The organism is Pseudomonas sp. ABFPK (assembly GCF_001586765.1).
GTDB classification, from domain to species: Bacteria; Pseudomonadota; Gammaproteobacteria; order Pseudomonadales; family Pseudomonadaceae; genus Aquipseudomonas; species Aquipseudomonas asiatica.
In genome coordinates this window covers 205,513-230,274 of the sequence record NZ_LQXW01000045.1, presented here as the reverse complement: position 1 = coordinate 230,274, position 24,762 = coordinate 205,513, and the positions used below count along the sequence as shown (strand labels likewise).

The following is a 24,762-nucleotide window of genomic DNA, read 5'->3' as shown; positions in this document are numbered from 1 at the left end:
TCCTAGCAGAGCGCCTTCGCAATCACCTTGTACAAACTGCTGCAGACTATTGAATGGATAGCACTTAGCCATTAGTCGTGTGGGGGCCTCGCGCAAAGCATGCTTGGATGCGCCTGAATAAAAAGAACAATGCGGGAGCTGTGGTATGAAAACCCTGAGATCGATGTCTATCAGCCGCCGTCTGTGGCTGATCCTTTTGGTGGCGGTGGCCATGCTGGTGGTATTGGGCCTGCTGATGCTGCGCCAGATCCACGGTGACCTGTACCAGGCCAAAGCGGAAAAGACCCGCCACGTGGTACAGACCGCAGCCGGTGTGCTGGCCTATTACCAAGGCCTGGAGGCAGCCGGCACACTCAGCCGTGAAGCGGCCCAGCAACAGGCGCTGCAAGTGGTACGCGCGCTGCGCTACGACCAGAACGACTACTTCTGGATCAACGACCTGGGGCCGAAGATGATCATGCATCCGGCCAACCCCAAGCTCGACGGCCAGGACCTGTCGGCCATCCGCGACCCCGACGGCTTTGCCGTGTTCAACGAGATGGTCGCCCTGGCTCGGCAGCAGGACGCCGGGCCGGTCAACTACCGCTGGCCCAAGCCCGGTGCCAGCGAGCCGGTGGCCAAGACGTCCTACATCCAGCTGTTCAAGCCCTGGGGCTGGATCATCGGCTCAGGCGTGTACGTCGATGACGTGCAGGCCGAATTCACCCGCCAGTTGCGCGACGCCTCGCTGGTGGGCGTGGCCATCGCCCTGCTGATGGCGCTGGTGGTCATGCTGATTGCGCGCAGCATCGCCCGCCCGTTGCAGGAAGCAGTGCAGGCCATGGGCAACATCGCCAGTGGAGAAAGCGACCTGACCCGGCGCCTGGACACTCACGGCCGTGACGAAATCACCCACCTGGGCGAGCACTTCAACCGCTTCAATGGCAAGCTGCAAGGCGTGGTCGGCCAGTTGCAAGGCGCGGCCCATGCCCTGGCCCGGTCCGCCGGGCATGTCGGCGACAACGCCGGTGCCGCGCAGCAGCACAGCGCCCAGCAATCGCTGCAGATGGACCAGGTGGCGACCGCGGTCAACGAAGTGACTTACGCCGTGCAAGACGTGGCCAAGACCGCCGAGCAGGCCGCTGGTGAAATGCGCACCGCGCAACAGCAGGTGGCACACGGCCAGGAGGCCATTCACGGCAGCCTGGCGCAGATCGACCGGCTGTCGCTGACCATCGACCAGGCCGTGCAGGTGATCCGTGAACTGGCCGGGCACAGCACGCGCATCGGTGGTGTGCTGGATGTGATCCGCTCCATCGCCGAACAGACCAACCTGCTGGCGCTGAACGCGGCCATCGAGGCGGCGCGGGCCGGCGAGCAGGGCCGTGGCTTTGCCGTGGTCGCCGACGAGGTGCGCCTGCTGGCCCAGCGCACGGCGCAGTCGACGGCCGAGATCCATACCATGATCGAGCACCTGCAAAGCCAGTCGGACGCTGCGGTCAAAGCCATCGACACCAGCAGCGAGGCCTCGCGCCAGACGGTCGAGCAGGCCCGCGAGGCCGGTGCCAGCCTGGATGCCATCAACCAATCACTGAACAACCTCACGGCGTTGAATGCCTCCATCGCCAGCGCCACCTTGCAGCAGTCGCACGTGGTAGAAGAGATCAACCGCAACGTGCTGGATACTGCCGGGTTGTCCCAGCAGACCGCCGATGCGGCGCGCCAATCCAGTGATGCCGGGATGGCGCTGGGGCAGCTGAGCGAAGAGCTGGAGCAGTTGTTGCGGCAGTTCCGGGTATAAGGTTGATAATGCCGGGGGCGCTTTGCGCCCCTTTCGCGACACAAGGCCGCTCCTACAGACGATCGCGTCCCCCTGTAGGAGCGGCCTTGTGTCGCGATGGGCTGCAAAGCAGCCCCAAAGGCCCCAACGCCCTACACCTTCCCCGGCCGACCCGCTACAATCGCGCCCCTCCCCGTAGTCTCCAAGGATCGCCGATGTCCGGCCTTGAACTCATCGCCGCCGTCCTCGGCGTCACCGCTGTCTGGCTCACGGTCAAGCAGAACGTCTGGTGCTGGCCCATTGGTCTGGTCATGGTGCTGATCTATGGCTGGCTGTTCTACGAGGTGAAGCTGTACTCCGGCATGTTGCTGCAACTGGCCTATGCCATCCTGCAGGTCTACGGCTGGTGGCAATGGAAGCGCCCGGGCCATGCTGAAGACGCCCGCCAGGTCACCCGCCTGCGGCGCCCGGCATGGCTCGTCGGTTTGGCCGGCGGGGTGCTGTTGAGCGCCACCTTGGGCGCGGCGATGGCCACCTGGACCGACGCCGCCCTGCCCTGGCTGGACGCCACCCTGACCGGCTTCAGCCTGGTGGCACAACTGTGGATGGCGCAGAAGCGCCTGCAGTGCTGGCCGCTGTGGGTAGTGGTAGATATCGTCTACGTGGGCCAGTACCTGCACCAGCAGTTGTACTTCACCGCCGGTTTCTTCGCCGTGCTCACCCTGATCGCCGTGCGCGGCTGGCTGGAATGGCGCCGTGACCCGGCGTTGGTGCAGCCATGAGCGCGGCACAATCCATGAAAGTACTGGTGCTGTGCGGCCCGGAATCCAGTGGCAAGAGCTGGCTCAGCGGTGTGATCCAGGCGCATTTCGGCGGCGTGGTGGTGGCCGAATACGTGCGCCACTTCATCGATCAGGAACGCCGCGACACCTGCTATGCCGATATCCCTGCCATCGCTCGTGGTCAGCTGGCCTGGGAAGACCAGGCCCGTGAGCAGGCACCGTCGCTGCTGATTCTCGACACTCACCTGCTCAGTAACATGCTCTGGAGCCACGCCCTGTTCGGCGACTGCCCGGCCTGGCTGGAACAGGCATTGCTGGCGCGGCATTACCACCTGCACCTGCTGCTGAGCCCGCAAGGCGTGGATTGGGTTGCCGATGGCCAGCGCAGCCAGCCCGAACTGCGCGACCGCCAGCGCTTTTTCGACGACAGCCTGCACTGGCTGCAACGGCATGAGCAAGCGTACAAAATAATTGAGGGCAATTGGCCACAACGCCAGCTGCTGGCACTTCAAACAGTAGCTAAGCTCATTGGTAGCAATGCGCCACCCTGCCCCGCCGAGTGTTAATTCACCGACACACCCCTTTTAGGCGAAGGCCCTGAAAACATGGGGTCTTTCCTTGCGTCGAAGGTAGTGTCAAGCTGCTGATACACTTCTGCAAAAACCCTTCCAATCAAGGCCAACACTGGCTTTGCCTGCATCGCTCGCCGCTGCATGTTTCACCCCTGAGACAGAATACGCCGCAGCTTGGCATGGTACTCATCTTAAGCTTTTGATCTGAAAACGCTTCTCAAAAGCGGCACACCTTCTGCTCCCTCGTTCGCATCGCTGAACAGGGCCAGCGCTCATTGAAGGAGTTGCCGTCGTGAGGAAAACTGACAAACGCCTTTATCACCTGCTGCTGATGGGCTATGTGCTGGGTTCGTTGAGCCTGACGGCCCAGGCCGACAACGGCATCATCGTGATAACCCGTGATGTGCAGACACGCAACGCTGTGGTCCCGCCGTTAAGACCCGACCCCAACCCCACCACCGTCAATGCCAATCCTTCCGCTCACATCCTCAAGCAAACCAACGAACTGAGTGATGGCGACTTCGCCAACATCAGCAGCGGTGCGGGCATCAGCACCCTGATTACCCAGCAGACCAACAACCTGGGCGGCAATCTCAATAACCAGTCCCAACTGCCCAACCTGGCCGGTGGCCGCGGTACAGGCTCGGGAAATGGCATCTCGAACATGGTCAACTCGAGTGTGCAGCGCGGCCTGGCGCCGCTGCAGATCCTGACCGGAGGCAAGTGAGATGAAGCACACGCTGCTGATCCTGGTCACGCTGTGCAGTACATCGGCCTTCGCGCAATCCCCGGTCCCCGTGATCAACAACGCCGACATCGACAGCTCGGGCAGCCGTTACCAGGGCAACCTGTCGGTCAACCAGGCAGCCGGCGACCAACAGCAACAGGCCAACGCGCGCGCCTTCGCCGCAGGGCCCGAGGCTGGCGCCGCCACGCAGATCCGCCAACGGCTGAACGCCCCCGCAACTTCCGCGATGGACGCGCGCTCGACCATACAGGGCGACGCCTTCAGCAACGGTAGCGGCGCCCTGGGTGTCAACCAGAGCGCCGGCGCCAACACCCAGCAAGCGAACGCACTGAGCATCAGCCTCGGTGCCCAGCCGCAAAGCATCGACGACAGCGTACTCATGCAACAGAACGTGGCGCTGCTCAACAACTCCGGTCCGATTGACACTTCAACTGGCCATCGCCAGGTCACCACCAGTGACCAGGCATTCACCGGTAGCCGTGGAGTGATTCAGTTGAACCAGAGTGCCGGGGTGGGAAACCGAATGGCCAACACCTTGAGCATCCGGGTCGCGGATTGACCCATCCAGTTAAGAACAACACTTAACCTAAAAGTACGGAGAATCACCATGAAACCCTCGATGGCAATCAAGCCTCTGGTTTTCGCAATTGCTGCGGTCATGGCTGTTGCTGTACAAGCTGATCAGAACGACCGGCGTGGCGGGCACCACAATGGTCACCACAATAACGGGCATCACACCCCTCCTCCCACCCGGATTCCTGTGTATGCCACAGCCAACGCCATGGACAGCCAACGCAGCACGGGTAATACCATCACCAACCAAGGCACCATCAACGAAGCCGAAATGAGCAGCTCGGCCACGGGTGCAAGCGGCAACGTGGGTGTCAACGTGGCAGCCGGTAACGGCAACCAGCAGGACAATGCTGCGGCTATTGCCAATGCATCGTCCGAGTCCAGCCTGGACAACAGCTTCGTGTTCGGCACCGCCGAGGCCACCGCTGACGTTCGCCAGTTCAGCAACAACAACCGTGTCGACAACTGGTCCACCCAGAACTCGGCAGTCATGGCCGGCTCGGCCGATGGTGCGGAGGGTAACGTCGGCATCAACATCGCTGGCGGCGACCTGAACCAGCAGAAAAACACCATGGCCATCGCCAACACCGGTGCCCCGCTGGGCAATGCCACCGCCACCGCCTCTGCCGACCAGAACGGCCCAGGCCTGACGGTGAACAACGGCGCCGACCGCACCTACCGGGTGGACACGCTGACCATCACCACCACCAAGAGCGGTTCCAGCTCGCGTGAGGGCACGTTCAATTCGACCGACGACCGCAGCTCGTCCTCGAGCTTCAGCGTGGCCGGCTCGCAAAGTGCCAGTTCCAGTGGCTCCAGTGGCTGGAACTCCAGCGGTTCGAGCAGCATGAACGCCAGCGGCTCGCACAGTTCCACTGCCAGCGGCTCCAACAGCTGGAACGCCAGTGGTTCGATGGCCGGCAACTCCAGTTCGTCCAGCAGTGCCAGCCTGAGCGCCTCCTTGGCCGCGGCAGCCGATGCGACCCGAACCACGACCACCGATTTCGGCCGTCACGAGCGCACTCGCACCGACAGCTTCGATGCCTCGCTCAATGCATCGCTCAATGTGGATGTCGACCACTCGCGGGAAAGCTCTTACGACAAGTCGTTCGAGAAGGCATTCGACTCGTCGTATGACAAGGCTCGCCAATCGAGCTACGAGAAGTCTCGCGACTCCTCGTATGAGAAGGCTCACGAGTCGTCCTATGCCAATGCATCGGAATCGGCGTTTGAAAAGTCTGGCGAGAAATCGTCTCAATCGTCGAACGACGTGTCGAAGAGCTACAGCGAAAGCAGTGCCTACGACTTGAGCAATACCGTGTCCTTCCAAGTGCTGACCCCGACCGGCTGGGCAAACCCTGTTACCAACACTGCAACCCTTAGTGGTTCGGTGAATGGCGGCAGTGGCAACCTGGGCGTGAACGTGGCAGCCGGTGTGGGCAACCAGCAGAGCAACTCGCTGGCCATCTCCAACACCTCGTTCTGATCGCTGTGCTTGAGGCCCCCTTCGGGGGGCCTTTCTTCAACAGAACCGGAAGGCATCCGATCATGCGCATCATTGCCCTGGCGTTTTTGCTGTGCCTGGCCAGCATGAGCGAAGCTGCACAAATGCCGCTGTCCGTCCTGCCGGGCGGCGCTGTGGTGTTCAAGCCCATCCAGAGCATACGCGAGCGCAAGTTCGCCGACCTGGTGCAACAGAAAACCGACTTCAGCTGCGGCGCCGCCGCGCTGGCCACCATCCTGCGCCAGGCCTACTGGCTGGATGTGGACGAGCAACAGATCATCGAAGGCATGCTGGCCCACGCCGACCAGGACCTGGTGCGCACGCAAGGCTTCTCGATGCTCGACATGAAACGCTACGTGGAAAGCCTGGGGATGCGTGCCCGCGGCTACCGGGTGGCACCCGAGACCCTGCACAGCGTGCGCATCCCGGTCGTGGTGCTGATGGACGTGCGCGGCTACAAGCACTTCGTGGTCATGCAGAAGGTCGACAAGGGTTGGGTGTATATCGGTGACCCGGTACTGGGCCACAAGCGCTACAAGGTCGAAGATTTTCTCAAGGGCTGGAACGGCATCATCTTCGCCGTCATCGGCCAAGGCTACGACAAGAACAACATCCTGCTCGACCCGCCCCTGCCGCTGACCGCCAAGGGCCGGGTGAACAACTTCACCCCGGTGCAGGATGCAGAGCTGCTGGACTTCGGTTTCATCAAAAGCGACTTCTTCTAACGACTCTTGCAACGACAAGGAGCACGAGGCTCCGGGGAGCACCCCAATGAAGAACCCATTCTGGCTCGCGATCGCATGCCTGGCCGTCAGCCTTCCCACCCATGCCGAAACGTTCAAGCCCATCGAGCTGAAGGACCATGAGTTGGCGACCCTGCGTGGCCGCTACGTGATGCCGGGGCGAATCGTGAGTTTCGGTATTGTCATGTCCAGCACCTGGCAGAATGCCAAAGGGGACGTGATCGGTGCCACGAGCACGATGCAGATTCAGCAGTCAACCATCAAACCGCAATTCTATGTGTCGTTGATCGACGAAAGCGGCACCGGCACAACGTCAGCTGGATCCACCGCACCAGGTACCGGTACCGTCACGGGCGGTGCCGGCCTCAACACCACAGAGGGTGTTACCCAGGTGGTACGCGCCGCTGGCGACAACAACACCGCCTACAACGATGTCGCCATCAATGTCTCCAAGGCCAACCAGGCGCCCACCGCGCAGCCACAGGGCCAGGCACTGGCCAACGGCCAGACGCTGACGGGCGAAAACGGCGCAGGTGCGCTGAGTGTGTCTGCCAGCGGCGTAGGGGTGCAGTTCAATATCAATGCCAGCAACAACCAGGGCAGCAGCGTACAGCGCCTGGCGCAGGGTGGCCTGATGCAGAACTCGACGCTGCTGGGCAATGGCAACCGGGTGAACAACGTCACCACGCTCAATGTGGTGATGCGTGAAAGCGTGCCTACAGCCGCGTCGCTGAACGGTAGCCTCGATCAGCTCAAAGGTCTTCGCACATTCGGATACTGATCTACGCTCAGTCTCATCAAAAGTAGTCGGCAGGGACGGCAATTCCATGCACCGATCTTTATCGCTCAAAGCTTTTGTGTGTTTGACCACTTTGGCCCCGGCCACATTGCTCTACGCCGCCTCCGACCCACAGGTTGAGGCTCTCAAGCAGGAACTGATGGAACTGAAACGTCGCTACGAAGCCCAGCAGCAAGCGCTGATGGTGCTGGAGCAGCGCGTACGCCAGGTCGAGGAAACCCCGGCAGCACCACCGCCCAAACGCCTGGTCAGGTCCCCGGCCGAAGGGGTCAAGGGCGCACAGACGGTGGCATCGGGTGCACCGGGCACCACCGGCAGCTCCTATGGTCAGGCGCTGACCGCCGACGCCGAACCGGCACAGAGCGTGTCCAACCTGTATGACGAGGCCAGCGGCTTCTTCGGCGGCGGCAAGTTCAGCTTCGAGACCGGTGTCACCTATACCCACTACGATACTCGGGCGCTGGTGCTCAACGGCTTCCTGGCACTTGACTCGATCTTCCTCGGCAGTATCAACCTTGACCGGGTGAAGGCAGATAACTGGACCCTGGACATGACTGCCCGCTACAACCTCGCCCAGCGTTGGCAGTTCGACATCAACGTCCCGGTGGTGTACCGCGAATCCACCTACTCTTCCGGCGGTGCGGGGGGAGCCGGGGCGAGCACCTCGGACGAAACCGTAACCCGCGACCCGGAAATTGGCGACGTCAACGTCGGCGTCGCCTACAAGTTCCTCGACGAAGACGAGACCTGGCCTGACGCCGTCGCTACCTTGCGCATAAAGGCACCGACCGGCAAAGACCCGTATGGCATCAAATTGCGCCAGGTCGAGGGCAACGACAACCTGTCGGTACCGGAAAGCCTGCCGACCGGCAACGGCGTCTGGTCGATCACGCCGGGCATCTCGCTGGTCAAGACGTTCGACCCGGCCGTGCTCTTCGGCAGCCTGTCCTATACCTACAACATGGAAGACTCGTTCAGCGACATCAGCCCACAGGTCAACAGCAAGGTGCCCGGCGACGTGAAGCTGGGCGACTCCTGGCAGATCGGCGGCGGTATCGCCTTTGCCCTGAACGAGAAGATGAGCATGTCGTTCTCGGTGTCCGACCAGTTCGCCCGCAAGAGCAAGATAAAGCCGGATGGTGGTGACTGGCAGTCGATCTCCAACAGCGACTACAACGCAGCCAACTTCAACATCGGCATGACCTTCGCCGCCACCGACAACCTGACCATCGTGCCCAACCTGTCCATTGGTCTGACCGATGACGCACCGGACTTTTCCTTCAGCCTGAAATTCCCCTACTACTTCTGATACTTGCCATCGGCCGGGCCCGCGCTAAAGGGCCCGGTTTTGGTTACCAGCCTTGTCCCGGACCGCCTTCCATGCCACGGCCTGTTATCATCAAGCACAGTTGCATGACGATTTAATGGCAAAAGGGATGTTTTCGTGAAGAACCTGTCAGACCACCCACGTACCCGGCTTGTCGCCCTGGCGACCCTGGTACTGGTGATCCCACTGGGTACGCGCGCCATGCTGGGTTGGTCCAACCCGCTCGGTTACCTGTCCGACCTCGCACTCGGCAGCCTGCTGGTCTTGCTGCTGCACCGTCGGCCGTGGTGGTTGGCGCTCCCCGTATTGCTGGCCTGGGCGGCCCTCTGGGTGGCTTCGGCCGAACTGGTCAGCGCGGTTGGCCGTTTGCCCACCAGCGCTGACCTGACATACCTGCTCGACCCGCAGTTCATGGAAAACTCGACCGGTGGCGGCCTGGCCCATGCCTGGCTGCCCTGGATCATGGGCACCGGCCTGCTGGGCTGGCTGGCCATCGCCTGGCGCAGCCGTAGCCAACGCAGCCAGCCGCTGCCACGCAAGGCCTGGGCCATTCCGCTGCTGCTGTTTGGCGCCCACTGGGGCAGCCAGCAACTGGTACCTTCCGACGCCGACCAATGGCGGCAATACAACCTCACCCACCAGTTGCTGTCGGCCGGGGCCGGCAACCTGCAGCGCCAGGTCGAAGGCTGGATGGGCCGCACACATACCTTCACCCCTCTGGCCAGTACCGGCCTGACCCAGTCCGACCTGCATGGCCAGCGGCTGCTCGCCGGGCCAGGCAACGCCCGCAACCTGCTGATCATCACCGTGGAAGGCATCCCCGGGGCCTACCTGCGGCCCAACCGCCAGGCCCTGCACAGCCGCTTCGACGAAGAGTTGATGCCAAAGCTCAGCCAGTGGGCCGAGCGCGGCATGAACACCCCGGACTACGTGCTGCATACCCACCAGACCATCCGTGGCCTGTACGCGATGCTCTGCGGTGACTATGACAAGCTGGCCAACGGCACGCCCAAGGGCATGGAGCTGCTGACCCAGAACGATCGCAACCAGGCCTGCCTGCCGGCGCAGTTGCGCCAGGCCGGTTTCACTACCCACTACCTGCAGGGTGCCGGCCTGCGCTTCATGGCCAAGGACCGCATCATGCCGCACATCGGCTTTGACTCGGTGCACGGCCAGGAGTGGTTCCGCAACAAGAACTACCTGGACTTCCCCTGGGGCAAGGATGATCGCTCCTTCTTCGAGGGGGCGCTGAACTACGTCGGCCAGCTGCAAAAGCAGGACAAGCCATGGATGTTGACCCTGCTCACCGTGGGCACCCACCAGCCCTACTCGGCGCCGTTCGAGTACATGGAGCGCTACGACACGCCGAAACAGGCGGCAGTCGCCTACCTGGACGATGCGCTCGGTGCATTCCTCGACAACCTCGAACGCCAGGGCGTACTCAAGGACACCCTGGTGGTGGTGACTTCCGACGAGTCCCACGGTATCGACGGTGTGCGCCTGGCCTCGTCCTGGGGCTTCAACCTCACCCTGGCGCCGGAGCAGGCGCAGTTGCCACGGATCAAGCGGGGCACCTACGGCCATATCGACCTGGCCACCTCGCTGCTCGACTACTTTGCGCTGCCCATCCCCATGGCGCTCGGCGGTCGCTCGCTGTACCGCGATTACGACAGCGGTCGTGAAATGATCTCCTACACCAACGGCATGCTGCGCTATCACGACGGCCGGGGTGTGTTCACCGAGTGCGACTTCCAGCAGCGCTGCCGGCGTTACGCCAGCGAGGGCTTCATCGCCGACCAGGCACGTTACCTTGGCCTGGGCGACAGCCTGCTGGGCCAGCAGATCGGTGCCCTCGCCGGGGTGCTCGACCAGTCCCTGCTGCAGACACCGCTCAACCTTCGTTACCAGTTCGGCGGCCCATCGCCGATCCAGCTGCGCAAGCGCATCAAAGATGACTGGGCCGACAACCTGATCGGCGCCCAGTACCTGGAAATGCCCGAGGGTTCGCATACCCGCGTACGGGTCAAGGTACGTTCGCTGGACCCCAAGCGCGCAGCCTATATCCAGCTCAAGGCCAAGCAGCTGGAGCAGGACGTACCGCTGGGCTTGCCTTACGAAGTGAAAGTCACTGCCGACGAGCCGCTGGAGATGGAGTTCAGCTTCGACAACCCGACCGCGCGCAAGGCGTTTTCCTTCCATTTGCTGGGCTATGGTGGTGGCCAGGTGGAAATCAGCGACTTCAGTGTGATAACCGCACTGCCAGGGGAAGACGAAGCAGCGGATGAGCTGACCGAAGGGCATATCGCCCATTCGGGCTGAACGGTACCACTCATCGCCGGGCTGCCGCGACCTGTCGATTCAACCCGCCAGTGCTCGACTAGTGTGTGAATCCCCCCAATGTGGAGATAACACCATGAGCACGAGCGAAAGCAGGCACCCGGTGGTTTCCCGCAGCCAGTGGCTGGCGGCCCGCCGGCAGCTGTGGCTGCACGAAAAGGCCTTCACCCACCACCGCGACGCGCTGTCCGCAGCCCGTCGCGCCCTGCCCTGGGTCAAGGTGGAGCACGACTATCGCTTCCAGGGACCGGACGGCGAACTGAGCCTGGCCGACCTGTTCGCAGGCCGCAGCCAACTGCTGGTTTACCACTTCATGTTCGCCGAAGGCTGGAGCGAAGGTTGCCACGGCTGCTCATTCCTGGCCGACCACTTTGACGGCGCCAACCTGCACCTGGCCCATCACGACGTGTCGCTGGTGGCGGTGTCGCGTGCGCCGTATGCCGAGTTCCAGGCATTCCGCCGACGCATGGGCTGGCAGTTCCCCTGGTATTCGTCACATGGCAGCGGCTTCAACGAGGACTTTGGCGTCAGCGTCGGCAGCGAGGGCCAGCGGCAGTACAACTATGAGCCATATGAGGGCGATGAAAGCGAGCTTCCCGGGCTGAGTGCGTTCTACCGCGAGCCGGACGGCAGCGTGTACCACACCTACTCAACCTATGCCCGCGGGCTGGACATCCTGGTCAACACCTACAACTTCCTCGACATCGCGCCACTGGGGCGCAACGAGGCCGGGACCATGGACTGGGTGCGGCACCACGACCGTTATGAAGGGCAGCCGGATAAGCCTAACTGCTGCCACAAATAACGTGAGCCAACACATATCCCTGTGGGAGCAACTGTCTTGCTCAAATTCCCAAAGGCGGCGCGACCTCTGTGGGAGCGGCCTTGTGTCGCGAAAGGGCTGCAAAGCAGCCCTAGGAATTTCAATTGTTGTGAATCAACCCTGGGGCCGCGTTGCGGCCCTTTCGCGACACAAGGCCGCTCCCACAGGTATAGCGACAACCTCGAGAGCAACGCTGTACCTGTGGGAGCGGCTTTAGCCGCGAAGAAGCCAACGCGGTGGGTGGCACCGGCTGCGCCGGTGTTCGCGGGTAAACCCGCTCCCACAGGAATTGCGCCATGGTCAAGACTGCGTTCAACCCGTTACATCACCCGCGCACACCCAGCATCCCGCGCTCGACGATGAAGTCGATCACCGCCTGCAGCCCCTCGCCCTTCTTCAGGTTGCTGAAGGTCCATGGCCGCTGCGGGCGCATGCGCTGGGTATCGCGCTCCATCACCTCCAGCGAAGCCCCCACATAGGGCGCCAGGTCGGTCTTGTTGATCACCAGGAAGTCCGACTTGGTAATCCCTGGTCCACCCTTGCGCGGGATCTTCTCGCCTTCGGCCACGTCGATCACGTAGATAGTCAGGTCGGCCAGCTCAGGGCTGAAGGTGGCACTCAGGTTGTCACCGCCGCTTTCGACAAAGATCACCTCGAGGTTGCCAAATTTGCGCGCCAGTGCTTCGACCGCCGCCAGGTTCATCGAGGCGTCTTCACGTATCGCCGTGTGCGGGCAGCCGCCGGTTTCCACGCCGACGATGCGCTCCGGCTCGAGGGCCCCGGCTTCGGTCAGGATGCGCTGGTCTTCCTTGGTGTAGATATCGTTGGTGACCACTGCGATCTGGTAATGGTCGCGCATGGCCTTGCACAAGGCTTCGAGCAGCGCCGTCTTGCCGGAGCCGACCGGGCCGCCGACACCGACGCGCAGGGGTTGTTGATAGCTTTGCATGCAGGCAGTCCTCAGGAACGGAACAAACGGGTGTATTGGGTTTCGTGTCGCGATGAGGCAATGGCCAGCAACGGCAGGCCGCCGCCAAGCTGGTCATCGCCCAGGCCCAGTGCCTGGTCGAGGGCCGCGGGCAGCCCTGCCCCCAGGTCGCGCAGCAAGGTCTGGGCGGCCTGCTGGCCGAACGGCACCAGCTTGACCCCGGCCATTACCGCGCCCTCCAGCCAGGCAAAACCATGGCCCAGGGCCAACTGGCGCAGTGGGATCGCCCAATGCGCAGCCAGCCAGGCCATACCGCCCAGCTGGGTGAGTTCTAGGCTGGCCCGCCAGGCCGGCGCCTGGCCCAGTTGCCAGCCGTCCAGCAGCCGTGCCAGCGCCGCGCCGCGCTGCTGTTCTTCCAGGCGCAGCTCGGCGGTTTCACGGTTGGCCAGCAGAAAGCGGCTCCAGTGGCCGAAGGCTTCGGCGTCCTCGGCCTGGCAGGCGTGGTACAAGCGCGCCAGCACCGGCCAGTCGAGGCAGGCCAGGGTGTCGTCGATCTGCTCGCGCTGCCAGGCAGCGAAACCATCCACGTCCCGTACCCAGCCCGCCTCGACCGCCCACTCCAGGCCTTGCGAGTAGGTGAAGCCACCCACCGGCAAGCCAGGGCTGGCCAGCTGCAGCAGGCGCAACAGCGCCAGGTCGCTGTCCATCAACCAGCCAGTACCAGCGCGGCGCCGGCCAGCAGGCCGCCGCCAAAGGCCTTCTGCAGGCCGCTATGCCTGCGCAACAGGCAACCGACCGCAAAGCCGGCCGCCAGCAACAGGCCGCTGACCGTGACGAAGCCGGCGCTGAACTGCCAGAACGCGCTTGGCGTGGCTTCCACGCCATGGGCCCAGCCATGGAACAGGGCGAACACCGGCATGGCCATTGCCAGCAGCAGTTGGCGGCTGGGCAGCAGCACGGCACCGGCAGCCACCAGCAGCGACACGGCAATTAGGGTTTCCATGCCCAGTACATCGCCGAACAGGTGGCCGCACACCGCGCCGCCAAACATCGCCGCCAGGGTTGCCAGGGGTAGCGTCAGGTTGCGCCGGGTCAGCGCGGCGAGCGCACCGGTGCCCAGCAGCATCAGCAGGTGGTCAAGACCGGTCAGCGGGTGCAGCAGGCCGTCCTGCAGCGGGTTGGCGTCGTGCCCGGGGTGGGCGAAGGCAGGCAGAGCCAGCATCAGCAGAAACAGGGCGAAAGTCTTTTTCATCGGTTGCTCCAGGCAGTTCAGGAATGGGCAGGCAGGCGCACGAACGGGTGATCGTGGCCGTGGGTGTGGCTATGGCTGTGGCTGTGGCTGTGCGGTGCGCTCTGATAGGCGCCCGCTTCAGGCTCGAACGGCGCCTGTTCGGCCTCTACCGTCAGGCCCAGGCCACGCAACATGTCGTCCAGCACGTGGTCGTGCTGGAAGCGCAGCAGGCCGGGTTCGATCTGCAGCGGTACATGGCGGTTGCCCAGGTGATAGGCCGCGCGGGCCAGCAGGTGCGGGTCGGCGCAACGCACCGTGGACACCGCTTCGGGCGCCGCCAGCACACGGATCAGCTGGGTGCCCTCGGCATCGGCCAGCAGTTCGCCTCCGCGCAGCAGGTGGCCGCGTTCGAGCATCAGCCCGGCCTCGCGACCATCATCCAGGGTCACCCGCAGGCGGCTCTTGATGCGGCTGTCCACGTCCAGGGTAACGGTGCCGGTTTCGCCCAGCGTGCCGGGCTCGGTGATACGGCGGGTCAAGACAATCATCGGTGCTCCTTCAGAACAGGAAGTAACGCTGGGCCAGCGGCAGTTCGCGGGCCGGTTCGCAGACCAGCAGTTCACCGTCGGCACGCACCTGGTAGGTCTGCGCATCGACCTCGATCAGCGGCTGCAAAGTGTTGTGGACCATGTCGGGCTTGCGCACCCGGCGGCAGCCGTGGGCCACGCCGATCAGGCTGCGCAGGTTCAACTCCTCAGCCAGGCCACGATCCATCGCCGCCTGGGGCAGGAAGGTCATGCGCGTGGCATGCCGCGCCGCGCCCAGGGCGCCGAACATCGGGCGGTAATGCACCGGTTGCGGCGTGGGGATGGAACCGTTGATGTCACCCATGGGCGCGGTGACGATCATTCCGCCCTTGATCACCAGGGCCGGCTTGACCGCAAAGAACGCCGGCGCCCACAGCACCAGGTCGGCCAGTTTGCCGACTTCCACCGAGCCCACTTCGTGGCCGATGCCGTGGGTCAGTGCCGGGTTGATGGTGTACTTGGCGATGTAGCGCTTGACCCGGAAGTTGTCGCTGTAGCTGGTGTCCGGCGCCAGTGGCCCGCGGCGCAGCTTCATCTGGTGGGCCACCTGCCAGGTGCGCAGCACCACCTCGCCAACCCGGCCCATGGCCTGGGAGTCGGACGAAGTCATGGCAAAGGCGCCCATGTCGTGGAGAATGTCCTCGGCGGCGATGGTTTCGCGGCGGATGCGCGACTCGGCAAAGGCCACGTCTTCGGCGATGCTCGGGTCCAGGTGGTGGCAGACCATGAGCATGTCCAGGTGCTCGTCCACGGTGTTGACCGTGTACGGCAGGGTCGGGTTGGTCGAGGAAGGCAACACGTTGGCCTGGCCTGCCGCGCGGATGATGTCCGGGGCGTGACCGCCACCAGCACCCTCGGTGTGGAAGGTGTGGATGGTGCGGTCGCCGATCGCCGACAGGGTGTCTTCGATGCAGCCGGACTCGTTGAGGGTGTCGGTGTGGATCGCCACCTGGATGTCCATTTCCTCGGCCACGCCCAGGCAGCAGTCGATGGCTGCTGGTGTCGAACCCCAGTCTTCGTGCAGCTTGAGGCCCACGGCGCCGGCTGCGATCTGCTCGCGCAGCGCTTCCGGCCGCGAGGCGTTGCCCTTGCCCAGCAAGCCGATGTTGATCGGCAGGCTGTCGGCGGCCTGGAGCATGCGCGCCAGGTACCAGGGGCCGGGCGTGCAGGTGGTGGCATTGGTGCCGGTGGCCGGCCCGGTGCCGCCGCCGATGAAGGTGGTGACACCGCTGTTCAGCGCCTCGTCCACCTGCTGCGGGCAGATGAAGTGGATGTGCGAGTCGACACCACCGGCGGTGACGATCTTGCCCTCGGCCGCGATCACCTCGGTGCCGGGGCCCACTGGCACGTTCACGCCCGGCTGCACATCGGGGTTGCCAGCCTTGCCGATCACCGCGATACGCCCGTGCTTGATACCGATATCGGCCTTGACGATGCCCCAGTGGTCGATGATCAGGGCATTGGTCAGTACCAGGTCCATGGCTTCGGCAGCCAGCATCTGGCCCTGCCCCATGCCATCGCGGATGACCTTGCCGCCACCGAACTTTACCTCTTCGCCATAGATGGTGAAGTCGTGCTCCACCTCGACCCACAGCGCGGTGTCGGCCAGGCGCACGCGGTCGCCCACGGTGGGGCCGAACATGTCGGCATAGGCCTGGCGGGAAATGCGGCTCATGCCCTGCCCTCCAGCGCGCCCATCACCTTGCCCTGGAAGCCGTAGACCTCGCGCTTGCCGGCGTATGCGACCAGTTGCACGGTACGCGCCTGACCAGGCTCGAAGCGCACGGCGGTACCCGCGGGGATGTCCAGCCGAAAGCCCAGCGTAGGCGCGCGCTCGAACACCAGCGCCTCGTTGACTTCGTAAAAGTGGTAGTGCGAGCCGACTTGCACCGGCCGGTCGCCATGGTTGGCCACGCTGACAGTGACTGTCGCGCGGCCGCTGTTCAGCTCGATGTCGCCGGCGGCGACCTGGATTTCACCTGGGATCATGCGGGGCTCCTGGGCAATTTCAAACGATGGGGTCATGCACGGTCACCAGCTTGGTGCCATCCGGGAAGGTCGCTTCAACCTGCACGTCGTGGAGCATTTCGGCGATGCCAGGCATTACCTGCTCGCGGCTCAATACTTCACGCCCCAGGCTCATCAGCTCGGCGACGGTGCGGCCATCACGGGCGCCTTCGAGCACGGCGGCACTGATCAACGCCACCGCTTCCGGGTAGTTGAGTTTCAGGCCACGGGCCAGGCGCCGCTCCGCCAGCAGCGCGGCGGTGAACAGCAGCAGTTTGTCTTTCTCTCTCGGGGTCAGCTCCATGGCGCTCTCTCAGGTGGCCCAGATACGCGGCGGGCAGGCCGGCAGGCCGAGGACGGCCGGGCGCAGCACATGCCACAGGCGTTGCAGGGTGCGTTGCAGGTGTTGGTTGTCATGGTCGAGCACGCGGATCACCAGCAACGACCCGAGCAGGGTCGCGCCGGCCGGGTTGGCCATCTCGTCGAGCAGCGGGCGCACCAGATCCAGCACGGCCTGGTCGGCGGGTGCGGCGCAGAAGGTGGCTAGCAGCGGATGCCCGCCAAGCTTGCTCAGGCGCCCGCCTTCGACGCGCAGGCGCTCGTGCAGGCCCACTTCGTCGGGCAGTTCGATGTGCAGGCGGCTGTCGAGGGCACCCTGCTCGAAACGCTCGTTCATCACCGGGCGCCCCAGGCACAGGGTTTCCCAGGCCAGCAGGCGCGCCCCTGGTTCGAGGGTGAAACGGCTGTCGAGGCTGGCGCGGGCGCCGGAGAAGAAGATGCTGTCCTGCGGCAGCCACTCCAGGGTGCTGTCGGCGCCCAGGTGAAAACGCTGGACCAGCCGCGCGGTCGGGCCGATGCTGCGGTAGAACTTGCTGGCGCCGGGCATGGTCAGCAGCGCGTGGCTGCCCGGCTCCAGCAGGATATCCAGCTCCAGGCGGTCGCCAGCGACGATCCCTCCAGGAGGGTGCAGCACGTAGACATGGCACGGTGCACCTTCGGGATAGAATGGCCGCTGCACCAAAAGAGGTCCGAAATGCCGCCACGCACCAAGGCGGGTCACCTTGTCGCGTCTGACGAAGCGCAACTGCAGGTGAGCGCTCCAACCGGCATCGTCGTGTTGTTGTTCGATCTGCTCCGCGAGCGACATCCTGCGGCCCCTGAAATCCGTGGCCTGCTGGCCGTTTAGAGTGGCAGGCACGCACGGCTACGGCGTGCGCGCCCTGACCACTCGATCAAATTCGCAGGCTGGATATAGCAGGTTGCGGGCCAACTCCGCAGGTGAACGAAGATGAAGGATTTGCCATGGCCGCTCTGGCATCGGGCATAGAGGGAGATGGCGCACAAGGCAGGGGCGTGCTTCGGCCCTGTTTCGGTGCTGGGATCTCAAGGCAAAAATTACCCGATGCTGCGACACGGCCTCTGTGGGAGCGGGTTTACCCGCGAAGAATCCAACCCAGTGCATGGCACGGGCTTCGCCCGTGTTCGCGGTTGAACCCGCTCCCACAGGGTTAGAGCAAGCCCTTTATACAGCGACAAGGCCTCAGTAATCGAAGCGGTCCACCGCACGCCGGCGTTCGTTGTCGTCACGCCGGTCATAGATGGCGGTGGTCTGGATATTGGCGTGATGCGCCAGCTTCTGCGCAATGGACAGGTCGTGCTCTTCGATCACCCGGGTGATGAACGCGCGACGGAAGTCGTGCGGCATGATCTTCACGCCCACCTGCGCACCACGCTGGCGGGCGATGTAGTAAATGGCATGCTTGGTGATACGCGCCCGGGTTATATGGCTGCCACGGCGGATGCGGTTGAACAGGAACGGGTCGTCTTCGGCCCCTGCGGGCAAGTCCTGGCGGCGCAGGTCCAGCCACGCCTGCAACTTCTCGAACGCCCATGGCGGGGCGTACTTGATCAATTGGCGGTTGCCCTTGCCCAGCACCTGCAGGCTGCGCGCTTCGAAGTCGACCTGGTCCAGGTCGATGTCCACCGATTCCGACTTGCGCATGCCGGTGCCGTACAGCAAGGCGATGATCGCCGCGTCACGCACACCCTGAGGCCGTGGGTCGGCCGCGCACACATCCATCAGCTCGCGAATCAGGCTGCGGCGCAGGTTGCGCCCCGGCGGCAGGCGGCTGCCGGTGGCCGGCTTGACCTCGCGAATGCGCAGCAACTGCTCGTGATCGATCAGGCCCTGGCGCCAGGCTTCGTTCATCACACCGCGAATGGCGTTGACGTACAGCGACGAGCTGTTGGGGGCGTAACCATCCGCACGCAGCGCCGCCACCAGGGCGATCACATGGCCGGGCTCGAGCCGATGCCAGGGCACATCGACGATATTGCAGTCGACAAAACCCAGCCGATCGGCGGCGTCCTGAAGGATGTAGCGCATGGTTTGCTGGCTGGATGGGGCCAGGCGGGCCATGTACTGCAGCAGCGGATTTTTCGAGAGGTCGGACAAAACGTGAATCCTGTAGCGAAGCGTTGGCCAGCGGCGAACCGGCCAGACCCTGAAGCAAGTCAATACGACATACAAGCAGGTCCAAATAACAGCGGAATACACATGTCATTCGGACCCGAAGAAGTGCCATCACCTTGATATACAAGGGGTTCGGAGCTGGCACGGATCGTGATCTTACCCCAATTGAGCCCACTGAACGAACGAAGGTCAGCCCATGCTTGTGCAGCCGATCGATTCACGCCCACGCCAGGCCGTCTGGGGCCTGGGTTTCCGCCCATTCTTCCTGGGTGGCAGTTTGTTCGCGCTGCTCGCCTTGCTGTTGTGGGGCGGCGTACTGGCCGGTGCGCTGAAGCCCACGCCCCCCGGTGGCATGCTCGCCTGGCACCGCCACGAAATGCTCTATGGCTTTGCTGCTGCCATCATCGCGGGCTTCCTGCTGACCGCCGTGCAGAACTGGAGCGGCATCCCAGGCTTGAACGGGCGCCCGCTACAGGGTTTGTTCCTGCTTTGGCTGCTGGGCCGGGTGAGCTGGTTCCTGCCACTACCGGGCAGCGTGCTGGTAGTGATCGAGGGCAGCTTCCTGCCGCTGGTGGCACTAGCCCTGGCACGGCCGATCGTGCAACGGCGCTTGCGTAACAACTACCCGATCGTCGGCCTGGTGCTGTTGATCGCCGCCTGCCAGTGGCTGACCCTGGTCGGCTGGCTGCGCCAGGACGAACTGTGGCAGCGCCGCGGGGTGTTTGCCGGGTTGTGGCTGGTGGCCGCGATGATGACCGTGCTTGGCGGGCGGGTGATCCCGTTCTTCACCCGGCGCGGCCTGGGCAACATGGCACCGGCCCCTGCCCGCCCCTGGCTGGACCGGGCCTGCCTGCTGCTGAGCGTGGCGGTACCGCTGGCCTTTGCTTCGAGTTTGGCCGATACGGCGCGAGTAGGCCTTGCCGTGCTGTTCGGCACCTTGTTTGCCCTGCATACGGCCCGCCTGGCCTTGTGGCATGACCGCGGCCTGTGGCGTGTGCCCCTGCTGTGGTCGCTGCATCTGGCCTATGCCTGGATTGCCATTGCCTGCCTGGGCATGGCGCTGTGGCATGCCGGGGTGGCGCTGGGCCCGAGCCTGGTGACCCACGCCCTGACCGTGGGCGCCATGAGCGGCTTGATCCTGGCGATGATGGCACGGGTCAGCCTGGGCCACAGCGGCAGGCCGCTGCAGGTGCCAACCAGCATTGCCTGGGCCTTTGCCTTGATCCAACTGGCGACGCTGGCGCGGGTGGTGCTGCCGCTGTTCACGCCGCTGGGGGTGAGCCTTTCGGTGGTGTGCTGGAGCCTGGCGCTGCTGCTGTTCCTGCGTCACTACCTGCCCATCCTGCTGCGGCCACGGGCTGACGGTATGCCTGGCTAGCCTTGATGCCCAGATTGGGGCCGCTTTGCGGCCCATCGCCGGGGCCGCGTTAACCTCCCGGCGCCGGCCACCACCCCGGGAACATTTGCTGCACCCGGGGTTCGGCGAAGCGCTCGTCGATCAAGACCAGAACGCCACGGTCCTGGTCGCCCCGGATGACCCGGCCTGCCGCCTGGATAACCTTGCGCACGCCCGGGTAGAGATAGGCGTAATCGAACCCCGCACCAAACTGCCGCCCCAGGCGCTGCTTGAACTGCTCGTTGACCGGGTTGACCTGGGGTAGCCCGAGGGTGGCGACAAACGCGCCGATCAGCCGTGTGCCCGGCAAGTCCACCCCCTCCCCGAATGCACCACCCAGCACCGCAAAGCCCACCCCACGGCCATCCGCCACAAAACGATCGAGAAAGCCCTGGCGGGCCGCTTCGTCCATGCCTGGTTCCTGAACCCACATGGGTATCTGCGCATGTCGCTCGGCCAACAGCCCGGCCACCTGTTGCAGGTACTCGAAACTGCTGAAGAACGCCAGGTAATTACCCGGCATCCGCTCGTACTGCCGGGCAATCAGCTCGACGATCGGCGCCAACGAAGCCTGGCGTTGCTGGTAGCGGGTGGATACCTGGCTGGCGATGCGCACTTCCAGCTGTTCGGCGCGAAACGGCGCGGCCACTTCCAGCCAGGCGGTATCGACCGGCATGCCCAGCAGGTCGCTGTAGAAATGCCGTGGGCTCAGGGTGGCGGAGAACAGCGTCACGCTGCGCGCCGCCTGCATGCGTGGGCCCAACAGGCGCGCCGGGGTGACATTGCGCAGGCACAGGGTGGCCAGCCGCCGCTTGCGTGGCCCTTGGCGCTGGCTGATGTCGAACAGGAAGTGCTCGTCGAACAGCTCGGCAACCCGGCTGAACTGCAACGCCTGGTAGAAGAACTGCAGCACCTGCGGGTCCATTTGCGCGGGTGCCTGGTTCATCTGTTCCTGGATCAGCCCGATGCATTGCTGCAGGGCATGCAGCAAAGCATCTGGCAGCGACTCGCTGGCCTGGTACGGCGCGCGCTGCTCCTTGTAGAGGGCGTTCCACTGCCGGTTCAGCCGGTCCAGCGCACTGACCAGCCCGGGCGGTTTGCTCTGGCGCAGGGCCAACAACTGCCCCTGGTCGAGGCTGGCGCTGTACATGCCTCGGCCGCGCTCGACCAGGTTGTGCGCCTCGTCCACCAGCACCGCGACCCGCCACTGGTTGGCCTGGGTCAGGCCGAACAACAAGGCATGGGCATCGAAGTAGTAGTTGTAATCCGCCACCAGCACGTCTACCCAGCATGCCATCTCCTGGCCCAGGTAATACGGGCACACCTGGTGCGCCAAGGCCACTTCGCGCAGCTGGGCGCGGTCAAGCATGGGCAACGCTGCCGCCGCAGCGCGCGCGGCCGGCAGGCGGTCGTAGAAGCCTGCGGCCAAGGGGCAGGATTCGCCATGGCAGGCCTTGTCGGGGTGCTCGCAGGCTTTGTCGCGGGCGATCAGCTCCAGCGTGCGCAAGGCCGGCTGCGGCGTGGCATCGGTGATCTGGCGCATGGCATCCAGGGCCAGGGCCCGGCCCGGGGTCTTGGCGGTGAGAAAGAACAGCTTGTCCAGTTGCTGCGGCACCATGGCCTTGAGTAGGGGGAACAAGGTACCGAGGGTCTTGCCAATTCCGGTACTGGCCTGGGCCATCAGGCAGCGGCCAGTGCTTACCGCCTTGTACAGGGTTTCTGCGAGTTGTCGCTGGCCCTGGCGGAACGCCGGATAGGGGAAGCCCAGCGCTTGCAGGCCCTGGTTACGCTCGGCCAGGCGCTGCTCCTGCCCTTGTGCCCAAGCCAGAAAGCGTTGGCACTGGGTCTCGAAGAAGGCCTGCAGTTCGGCTGCCGTGCAGTGTTCACTGATCAGCGTCTGGCCATCGCTGTCCACGTCCAGGTACACCAGCGCCACCTCGATGTTCGGCAGTTTCCGAGCCTGGCACATCAACCAGCCATAGACCTTGGCCTGCGCCCAGTGCAACTGGCGATGGTTGGCCGGCTGGCGCGACAGGTCGCCACGGTGAGTCTTGATCTCTTCCAGGCGGTTGCAGGTGGGGTCGTAACCGTCGGCGCGGCCACGTACTTTCAAGGTTTCGAACTGGCCTTCGAGGGTAATTTCCGACTCATAGCCCGCAGCGCGTCGCGCCACCGCCCGACGGTGCCCCTCGATCCCCTCCTGAGCGGTGGGTGATGGGGTGAAGCGCAGGTCCAGGTCGCCGACCTTGGCGCTGAACTCGCACAAGGCCCGTACCGCCACGCTATAGCTCAAGGCGTTTCGCTCCAGCGTACATGGCACACCGCGACAGGCAAACCGTGCGCCCGGCAGAACTCCAGCCAGCGCAGCTGGTTGTCCTGCAGGCGGTCGCCGGGCCCCTTGACCTCGACCATGCGGTAGCGGCCCTGTTCGGGCCAGAACTGGATCAAGTCGGGCATGCCGGCGCGGTTGTTGCGGATGTCCTGCAGCAGGCGCAGGAAGCACTGTTTCAAATGGACCGCCGGCAGGCAGGCCAGGGCTTGCTCAAGCAACTCTTCGCTGAGCACGGACCAGAACACGAACGGCGACTGCAGGCCTTGCTTGGCGGTGTAGCAGTCGAGAATCGCGCTGTGATGGCTGCCATCGTCGAGTCGCCCCAGGCAACGGTCGAACAGAGCACTGCGGCGTTGCTGGAAATCACCGTCGTGCAGGTCCTGCGGGGCGGCCTGGAACGGGTTGAAGAAGGCGCCAGGCACCGGGGCGAAGATCGCCTCCCAGCACAGCAGGCCGAACAGGCTGTTGAACAGCGTGTTCTCCACGTAATGCACCGGCCCACCGGCTTCGGCCAGGTACTGGCGTACCGCCTCCTCCACGCCCAGCGCTGCCTGTTCCCGGGGCAGCTCCAGCTCGATCAGTTCCAGCGGCGCGACACGCTGGCGCCGCTGTGGCGGGCCACCGAGCTTGCGTGCCAGGCGTGGCAACATGCGTTCCAGCGCCTGCACTTCCAGGGCGTTGGCCGGCGCCGCCGCCAGTTGCAGCGCCAGCGCATGGGCCTGGGGCCACTGCTCGCTGCGCTCCAGCACCCGCACCTGGCGGATGCGCGCCTGGGCATGGCTGCACTGCGTGTACACAGCCATGGCCTGCGACCAGTCGCCTAGACGCTCGCATTGCTGGCCCAAGGCGAATTGCAGGCGCGCATGGCGCCGGGCCAGCCATGGGTTGTCGCTGTGCAGGCCCTGCATGGCTGCCAGGATCGCCTGCGGGTCGTCGCCTTGCTCAAGGCGCTCGGCGCAACGGTGCAAGGCCATGGCCAGGTCGACTTCGGCACGTTGTTGAAGGGCACGCGAATCGGGGCTGAACGGCACCTGTTCGTAGCGCAACAAGCCAAGGTCGGCGAGGACGAAGTCCGACCAGTCCTGGTACAGGTTGCCGAAGAACAGCAGGCGCATGCGGTCGCACAAGGGTTGCAGGCACCAATGGAGGATGCGCATGCCGCTGTCCGGGAACCACTCGGCCAGTGAACGGGCTTGCAGGTCCAGAGGTTGCAGCTGTGCAAGCAGGTCATGCTTGGCGGCGCGAGGGCGGCTCAGCTGTGGGGCAAAACAACGGGCAAATTCGTCCTTGCGCAGCAGGGCGAACAGTTGCTGCAGTTCCAGTTGCGCGGGCTCCCGTACCCAGCCGAGGGCCAGCAACGGCTGCAGGGCCTGTCCGGTATCGCCGATTTCGGCATAGTCGAGGCGGTCGCTGCGAAACAGCTCGCCCTTGCGCATGACCATGCGCACCATCAGGGCCTGCGCCGGGGCGTCCAGTTGGCTGAAGGTGTGGATGAAAGCGAGTTCCTGATCGTCGAGCAGGTCTTCGTAGCGCTGTTCTACCCACAGCAGCACCTGGCGGAAATTGTGCAGGTAGTAGAACGGGTCGTCGACGGAATGGGCGATCACGGGCTGGGGTCAGGCGGCTGGAAGGGGTACTGGTTATACATACAGACCAGTAAGCCTGGCAAGTGCCGTGGGTCAGTTCGGTGGCGCTGCCTGTGGAGCGGCCTTGTGTCGTGATGGGCTGCGCAGCAGCCCCGGCGAACTGGCCCGCACGGCGGCGGTGTCGGCCTGTGCGAATACGTGCAGAACATTGCCCTGTTCGACTACATCCCGGTGTCGGCCTCATCACAGCACAAG

At 64.3% G+C, this 24,762-nt stretch carries 23 protein-coding genes; 12 read left to right on the top strand and 11 right to left on the bottom strand.

Annotated features, from left to right (window positions below; translation table 11 throughout):
- Positions 1-145 precede the first annotated feature (145 nt).
- The 11 genes from mcpP to WM94_RS23010 all read left to right on the top strand — a co-directional run bounded on the left by mcpP (position 146) and on the right by WM94_RS23010 (position 11,949).
- The gene (gene mcpP, locus WM94_RS23060; RefSeq protein WP_061552175.1) at positions 146-1,780 is read left to right on the top strand and encodes a methyl-accepting chemotaxis protein McpP; all 1,635 of its coding nucleotides are present in this window, start codon (positions 146-148) and stop codon (positions 1,778-1,780) included.
- Positions 1,781-1,974: 194 nt separating this feature from the next.
- Positions 1,975-2,541 (top strand): nicotinamide riboside transporter PnuC, encoded by a 567-nt coding sequence (gene pnuC / locus WM94_RS23055; protein ID WP_061552174.1) that lies wholly within the window; start codon positions 1,975-1,977, stop codon positions 2,539-2,541.
- Complete coding sequence (locus tag WM94_RS23050) at positions 2,538-3,107, top strand: AAA family ATPase (RefSeq protein ID WP_061552173.1); 570 nt, start codon at positions 2,538-2,540, stop codon at positions 3,105-3,107. The genes pnuC and WM94_RS23050 overlap by 4 nt, the downstream gene beginning before the upstream one ends.
- Before the next feature lie 298 nt (positions 3,108-3,405).
- Positions 3,406-3,840: a hypothetical protein gene (locus WM94_RS23045; protein ID WP_015270165.1), complete on the top strand. Its 435-nt coding sequence runs from the start codon at positions 3,406-3,408 to the stop codon at positions 3,838-3,840.
- A 1-nt stretch (position 3,841) separates the two neighbouring features.
- Complete coding sequence (locus WM94_RS23040) at positions 3,842-4,420, top strand: hypothetical protein (RefSeq protein WP_061552172.1); 579 nt, start codon at positions 3,842-3,844, stop codon at positions 4,418-4,420.
- Between the two features lie 48 nt (positions 4,421-4,468).
- The gene (locus tag WM94_RS23035; RefSeq protein ID WP_061552171.1) at positions 4,469-5,920 is read left to right on the top strand and encodes a hypothetical protein; all 1,452 of its coding nucleotides are present in this window, start codon (positions 4,469-4,471) and stop codon (positions 5,918-5,920) included.
- A gap of 62 nt (positions 5,921-5,982) precedes the next feature.
- Positions 5,983-6,663: a C39 family peptidase gene (locus WM94_RS23030; protein ID WP_013972457.1), complete on the top strand. Its 681-nt coding sequence runs from the start codon at positions 5,983-5,985 to the stop codon at positions 6,661-6,663.
- Positions 6,664-6,709: 46 nt separating this feature from the next.
- The gene (locus WM94_RS23025) at positions 6,710-7,462 is read left to right on the top strand and encodes a hypothetical protein (RefSeq protein WP_061552170.1); all 753 of its coding nucleotides are present in this window, start codon (positions 6,710-6,712) and stop codon (positions 7,460-7,462) included.
- A 46-nt stretch (positions 7,463-7,508) separates the two neighbouring features.
- Positions 7,509-8,789, top strand: a complete 1,281-nt coding sequence (locus WM94_RS23020) for a transporter (protein WP_024087027.1) — start codon at positions 7,509-7,511, stop codon at positions 8,787-8,789.
- 135 nt (positions 8,790-8,924) lie between these two features.
- Positions 8,925-11,126, top strand: a complete 2,202-nt coding sequence (locus WM94_RS23015; protein WP_061552169.1) for an LTA synthase family protein — start codon at positions 8,925-8,927, stop codon at positions 11,124-11,126.
- A 94-nt stretch (positions 11,127-11,220) separates the two neighbouring features.
- The gene (locus tag WM94_RS23010; protein ID WP_061552168.1) at positions 11,221-11,949 is read left to right on the top strand and encodes a thioredoxin family protein; all 729 of its coding nucleotides are present in this window, start codon (positions 11,221-11,223) and stop codon (positions 11,947-11,949) included.
- 343 nt (positions 11,950-12,292) lie between these two features.
- Here the strand turns inward: WM94_RS23010 and ureG are convergent, their stop codons facing one another.
- The 9 genes from ureG to xerC all read right to left on the bottom strand — a co-directional run bounded on the left by ureG (position 12,293) and on the right by xerC (position 19,175).
- Positions 12,293-12,916, bottom strand: a complete 624-nt coding sequence (ureG, locus tag WM94_RS23005; RefSeq protein ID WP_010953755.1) for an urease accessory protein UreG — start codon at positions 12,914-12,916, stop codon at positions 12,293-12,295.
- Between the two features lie 11 nt (positions 12,917-12,927).
- Positions 12,928-13,602: an urease accessory protein UreF gene (locus WM94_RS23000; RefSeq protein ID WP_039612955.1), complete on the bottom strand. Its 675-nt coding sequence runs from the start codon at positions 13,600-13,602 to the stop codon at positions 12,928-12,930.
- Positions 13,602-14,147: a HupE/UreJ family protein gene (locus tag WM94_RS22995; protein ID WP_061552167.1), complete on the bottom strand. Its 546-nt coding sequence runs from the start codon at positions 14,145-14,147 to the stop codon at positions 13,602-13,604. Before WM94_RS22995 ends, WM94_RS23000 begins: the two co-directional genes overlap by 1 nt.
- A gap of 17 nt (positions 14,148-14,164) precedes the next feature.
- On the bottom strand, positions 14,165-14,674 hold the full coding sequence (gene ureE / locus WM94_RS22990; RefSeq protein ID WP_039612953.1) for an urease accessory protein UreE: 510 nt from the start codon (positions 14,672-14,674) through the stop codon (positions 14,165-14,167).
- Positions 14,675-14,684: 10 nt separating this feature from the next.
- Complete coding sequence (ureC, locus tag WM94_RS22985; protein WP_013972449.1) at positions 14,685-16,388, bottom strand: urease subunit alpha; 1,704 nt, start codon at positions 16,386-16,388, stop codon at positions 14,685-14,687.
- Positions 16,385-16,702 carry an urease subunit beta gene (locus WM94_RS22980; RefSeq protein WP_003256924.1) on the bottom strand — a complete coding sequence of 106 codons (318 nt, stop codon included), beginning with the start codon at positions 16,700-16,702 and terminating at the stop codon, positions 16,385-16,387. Before WM94_RS22980 ends, ureC begins: the two co-directional genes overlap by 4 nt.
- Before the next feature lie 19 nt (positions 16,703-16,721).
- Positions 16,722-17,024, bottom strand: a complete 303-nt coding sequence (locus WM94_RS22975; RefSeq protein ID WP_003256923.1) for an urease subunit gamma — start codon at positions 17,022-17,024, stop codon at positions 16,722-16,724.
- A 9-nt stretch (positions 17,025-17,033) separates the two neighbouring features.
- Positions 17,034-17,867 (bottom strand): urease accessory protein UreD, encoded by an 834-nt coding sequence (locus WM94_RS22970; protein ID WP_061552166.1) that lies wholly within the window; start codon positions 17,865-17,867, stop codon positions 17,034-17,036.
- A gap of 393 nt (positions 17,868-18,260) precedes the next feature.
- Entirely contained in the window at positions 18,261-19,175 is a 915-nt protein-coding gene (gene xerC / locus WM94_RS22965) for a tyrosine recombinase XerC (protein WP_015270152.1), read from the bottom strand.
- Positions 19,176-19,389: 214 nt separating this feature from the next.
- On the opposite strand from xerC, the gene WM94_RS22960 reads away from it, so the two are divergent.
- Positions 19,390-20,571: an NnrS family protein gene (locus tag WM94_RS22960; protein ID WP_061552165.1), complete on the top strand. Its 1,182-nt coding sequence runs from the start codon at positions 19,390-19,392 to the stop codon at positions 20,569-20,571.
- Positions 20,572-20,620: 49 nt separating this feature from the next.
- Here WM94_RS22960 and WM94_RS22955 read toward each other — a convergent pair whose 3' ends face one another.
- Both WM94_RS22955 and WM94_RS22950 read right to left on the bottom strand, forming a co-directional pair.
- Positions 20,621-22,882 (bottom strand): ATP-dependent DNA helicase, encoded by a 2,262-nt coding sequence (locus tag WM94_RS22955; RefSeq protein WP_061552164.1) that lies wholly within the window; start codon positions 22,880-22,882, stop codon positions 20,621-20,623.
- A complete protein-coding gene (locus WM94_RS22950; protein WP_061552163.1) occupies positions 22,879-24,528 on the bottom strand; it encodes a VRR-NUC domain-containing protein in 1,650 nt (549 codons plus the stop codon). The genes WM94_RS22955 and WM94_RS22950 overlap by 4 nt, the downstream gene beginning before the upstream one ends.
- Positions 24,529-24,762 lie beyond the last annotated feature (234 nt).

Coding starts and splice junctions, on each gene's coding strand:
- WM94_RS22970 (WP_061552166.1), bottom strand. CDS start 17,867: ATGTCGCTCGCGGAGCAGATCGAACAACAACACGACGATGCCGGTTGG.
- ureC (WP_013972449.1), bottom strand. CDS start 16,388: ATGAGCCGCATTTCCCGCCAGGCCTATGCCGACATGTTCGGCCCCACC.
- pnuC (WP_061552174.1), top strand. CDS start 1,975: ATGTCCGGCCTTGAACTCATCGCCGCCGTCCTCGGCGTCACCGCTGTC.
- WM94_RS22975 (WP_003256923.1), bottom strand. CDS start 17,024: ATGGAGCTGACCCCGAGAGAGAAAGACAAACTGCTGCTGTTCACCGCC.
- WM94_RS23020 (WP_024087027.1), top strand. CDS start 7,509: ATGCACCGATCTTTATCGCTCAAAGCTTTTGTGTGTTTGACCACTTTG.
- WM94_RS23035 (WP_061552171.1), top strand. CDS start 4,469: ATGAAACCCTCGATGGCAATCAAGCCTCTGGTTTTCGCAATTGCTGCG.
- mcpP (WP_061552175.1), top strand. CDS start 146: ATGAAAACCCTGAGATCGATGTCTATCAGCCGCCGTCTGTGGCTGATC.
- WM94_RS22960 (WP_061552165.1), top strand. CDS start 19,390: ATGCTTGTGCAGCCGATCGATTCACGCCCACGCCAGGCCGTCTGGGGC.
- WM94_RS23010 (WP_061552168.1), top strand. CDS start 11,221: ATGAGCACGAGCGAAAGCAGGCACCCGGTGGTTTCCCGCAGCCAGTGG.
- WM94_RS23030 (WP_013972457.1), top strand. CDS start 5,983: ATGCGCATCATTGCCCTGGCGTTTTTGCTGTGCCTGGCCAGCATGAGC.
- WM94_RS23000 (WP_039612955.1), bottom strand. CDS start 13,602: ATGGACAGCGACCTGGCGCTGTTGCGCCTGCTGCAGCTGGCCAGCCCT.
- WM94_RS23040 (WP_061552172.1), top strand. CDS start 3,842: ATGAAGCACACGCTGCTGATCCTGGTCACGCTGTGCAGTACATCGGCC.
- WM94_RS22995 (WP_061552167.1), bottom strand. CDS start 14,147: ATGAAAAAGACTTTCGCCCTGTTTCTGCTGATGCTGGCTCTGCCTGCC.
- ureG (WP_010953755.1), bottom strand. CDS start 12,916: ATGCAAAGCTATCAACAACCCCTGCGCGTCGGTGTCGGCGGCCCGGTC.
- WM94_RS23050 (WP_061552173.1), top strand. CDS start 2,538: ATGAGCGCGGCACAATCCATGAAAGTACTGGTGCTGTGCGGCCCGGAA.
- WM94_RS22980 (WP_003256924.1), bottom strand. CDS start 16,702: ATGATCCCAGGTGAAATCCAGGTCGCCGCCGGCGACATCGAGCTGAAC.
- WM94_RS23025 (WP_061552170.1), top strand. CDS start 6,710: ATGAAGAACCCATTCTGGCTCGCGATCGCATGCCTGGCCGTCAGCCTT.
- ureE (WP_039612953.1), bottom strand. CDS start 14,674: ATGATTGTCTTGACCCGCCGTATCACCGAGCCCGGCACGCTGGGCGAA.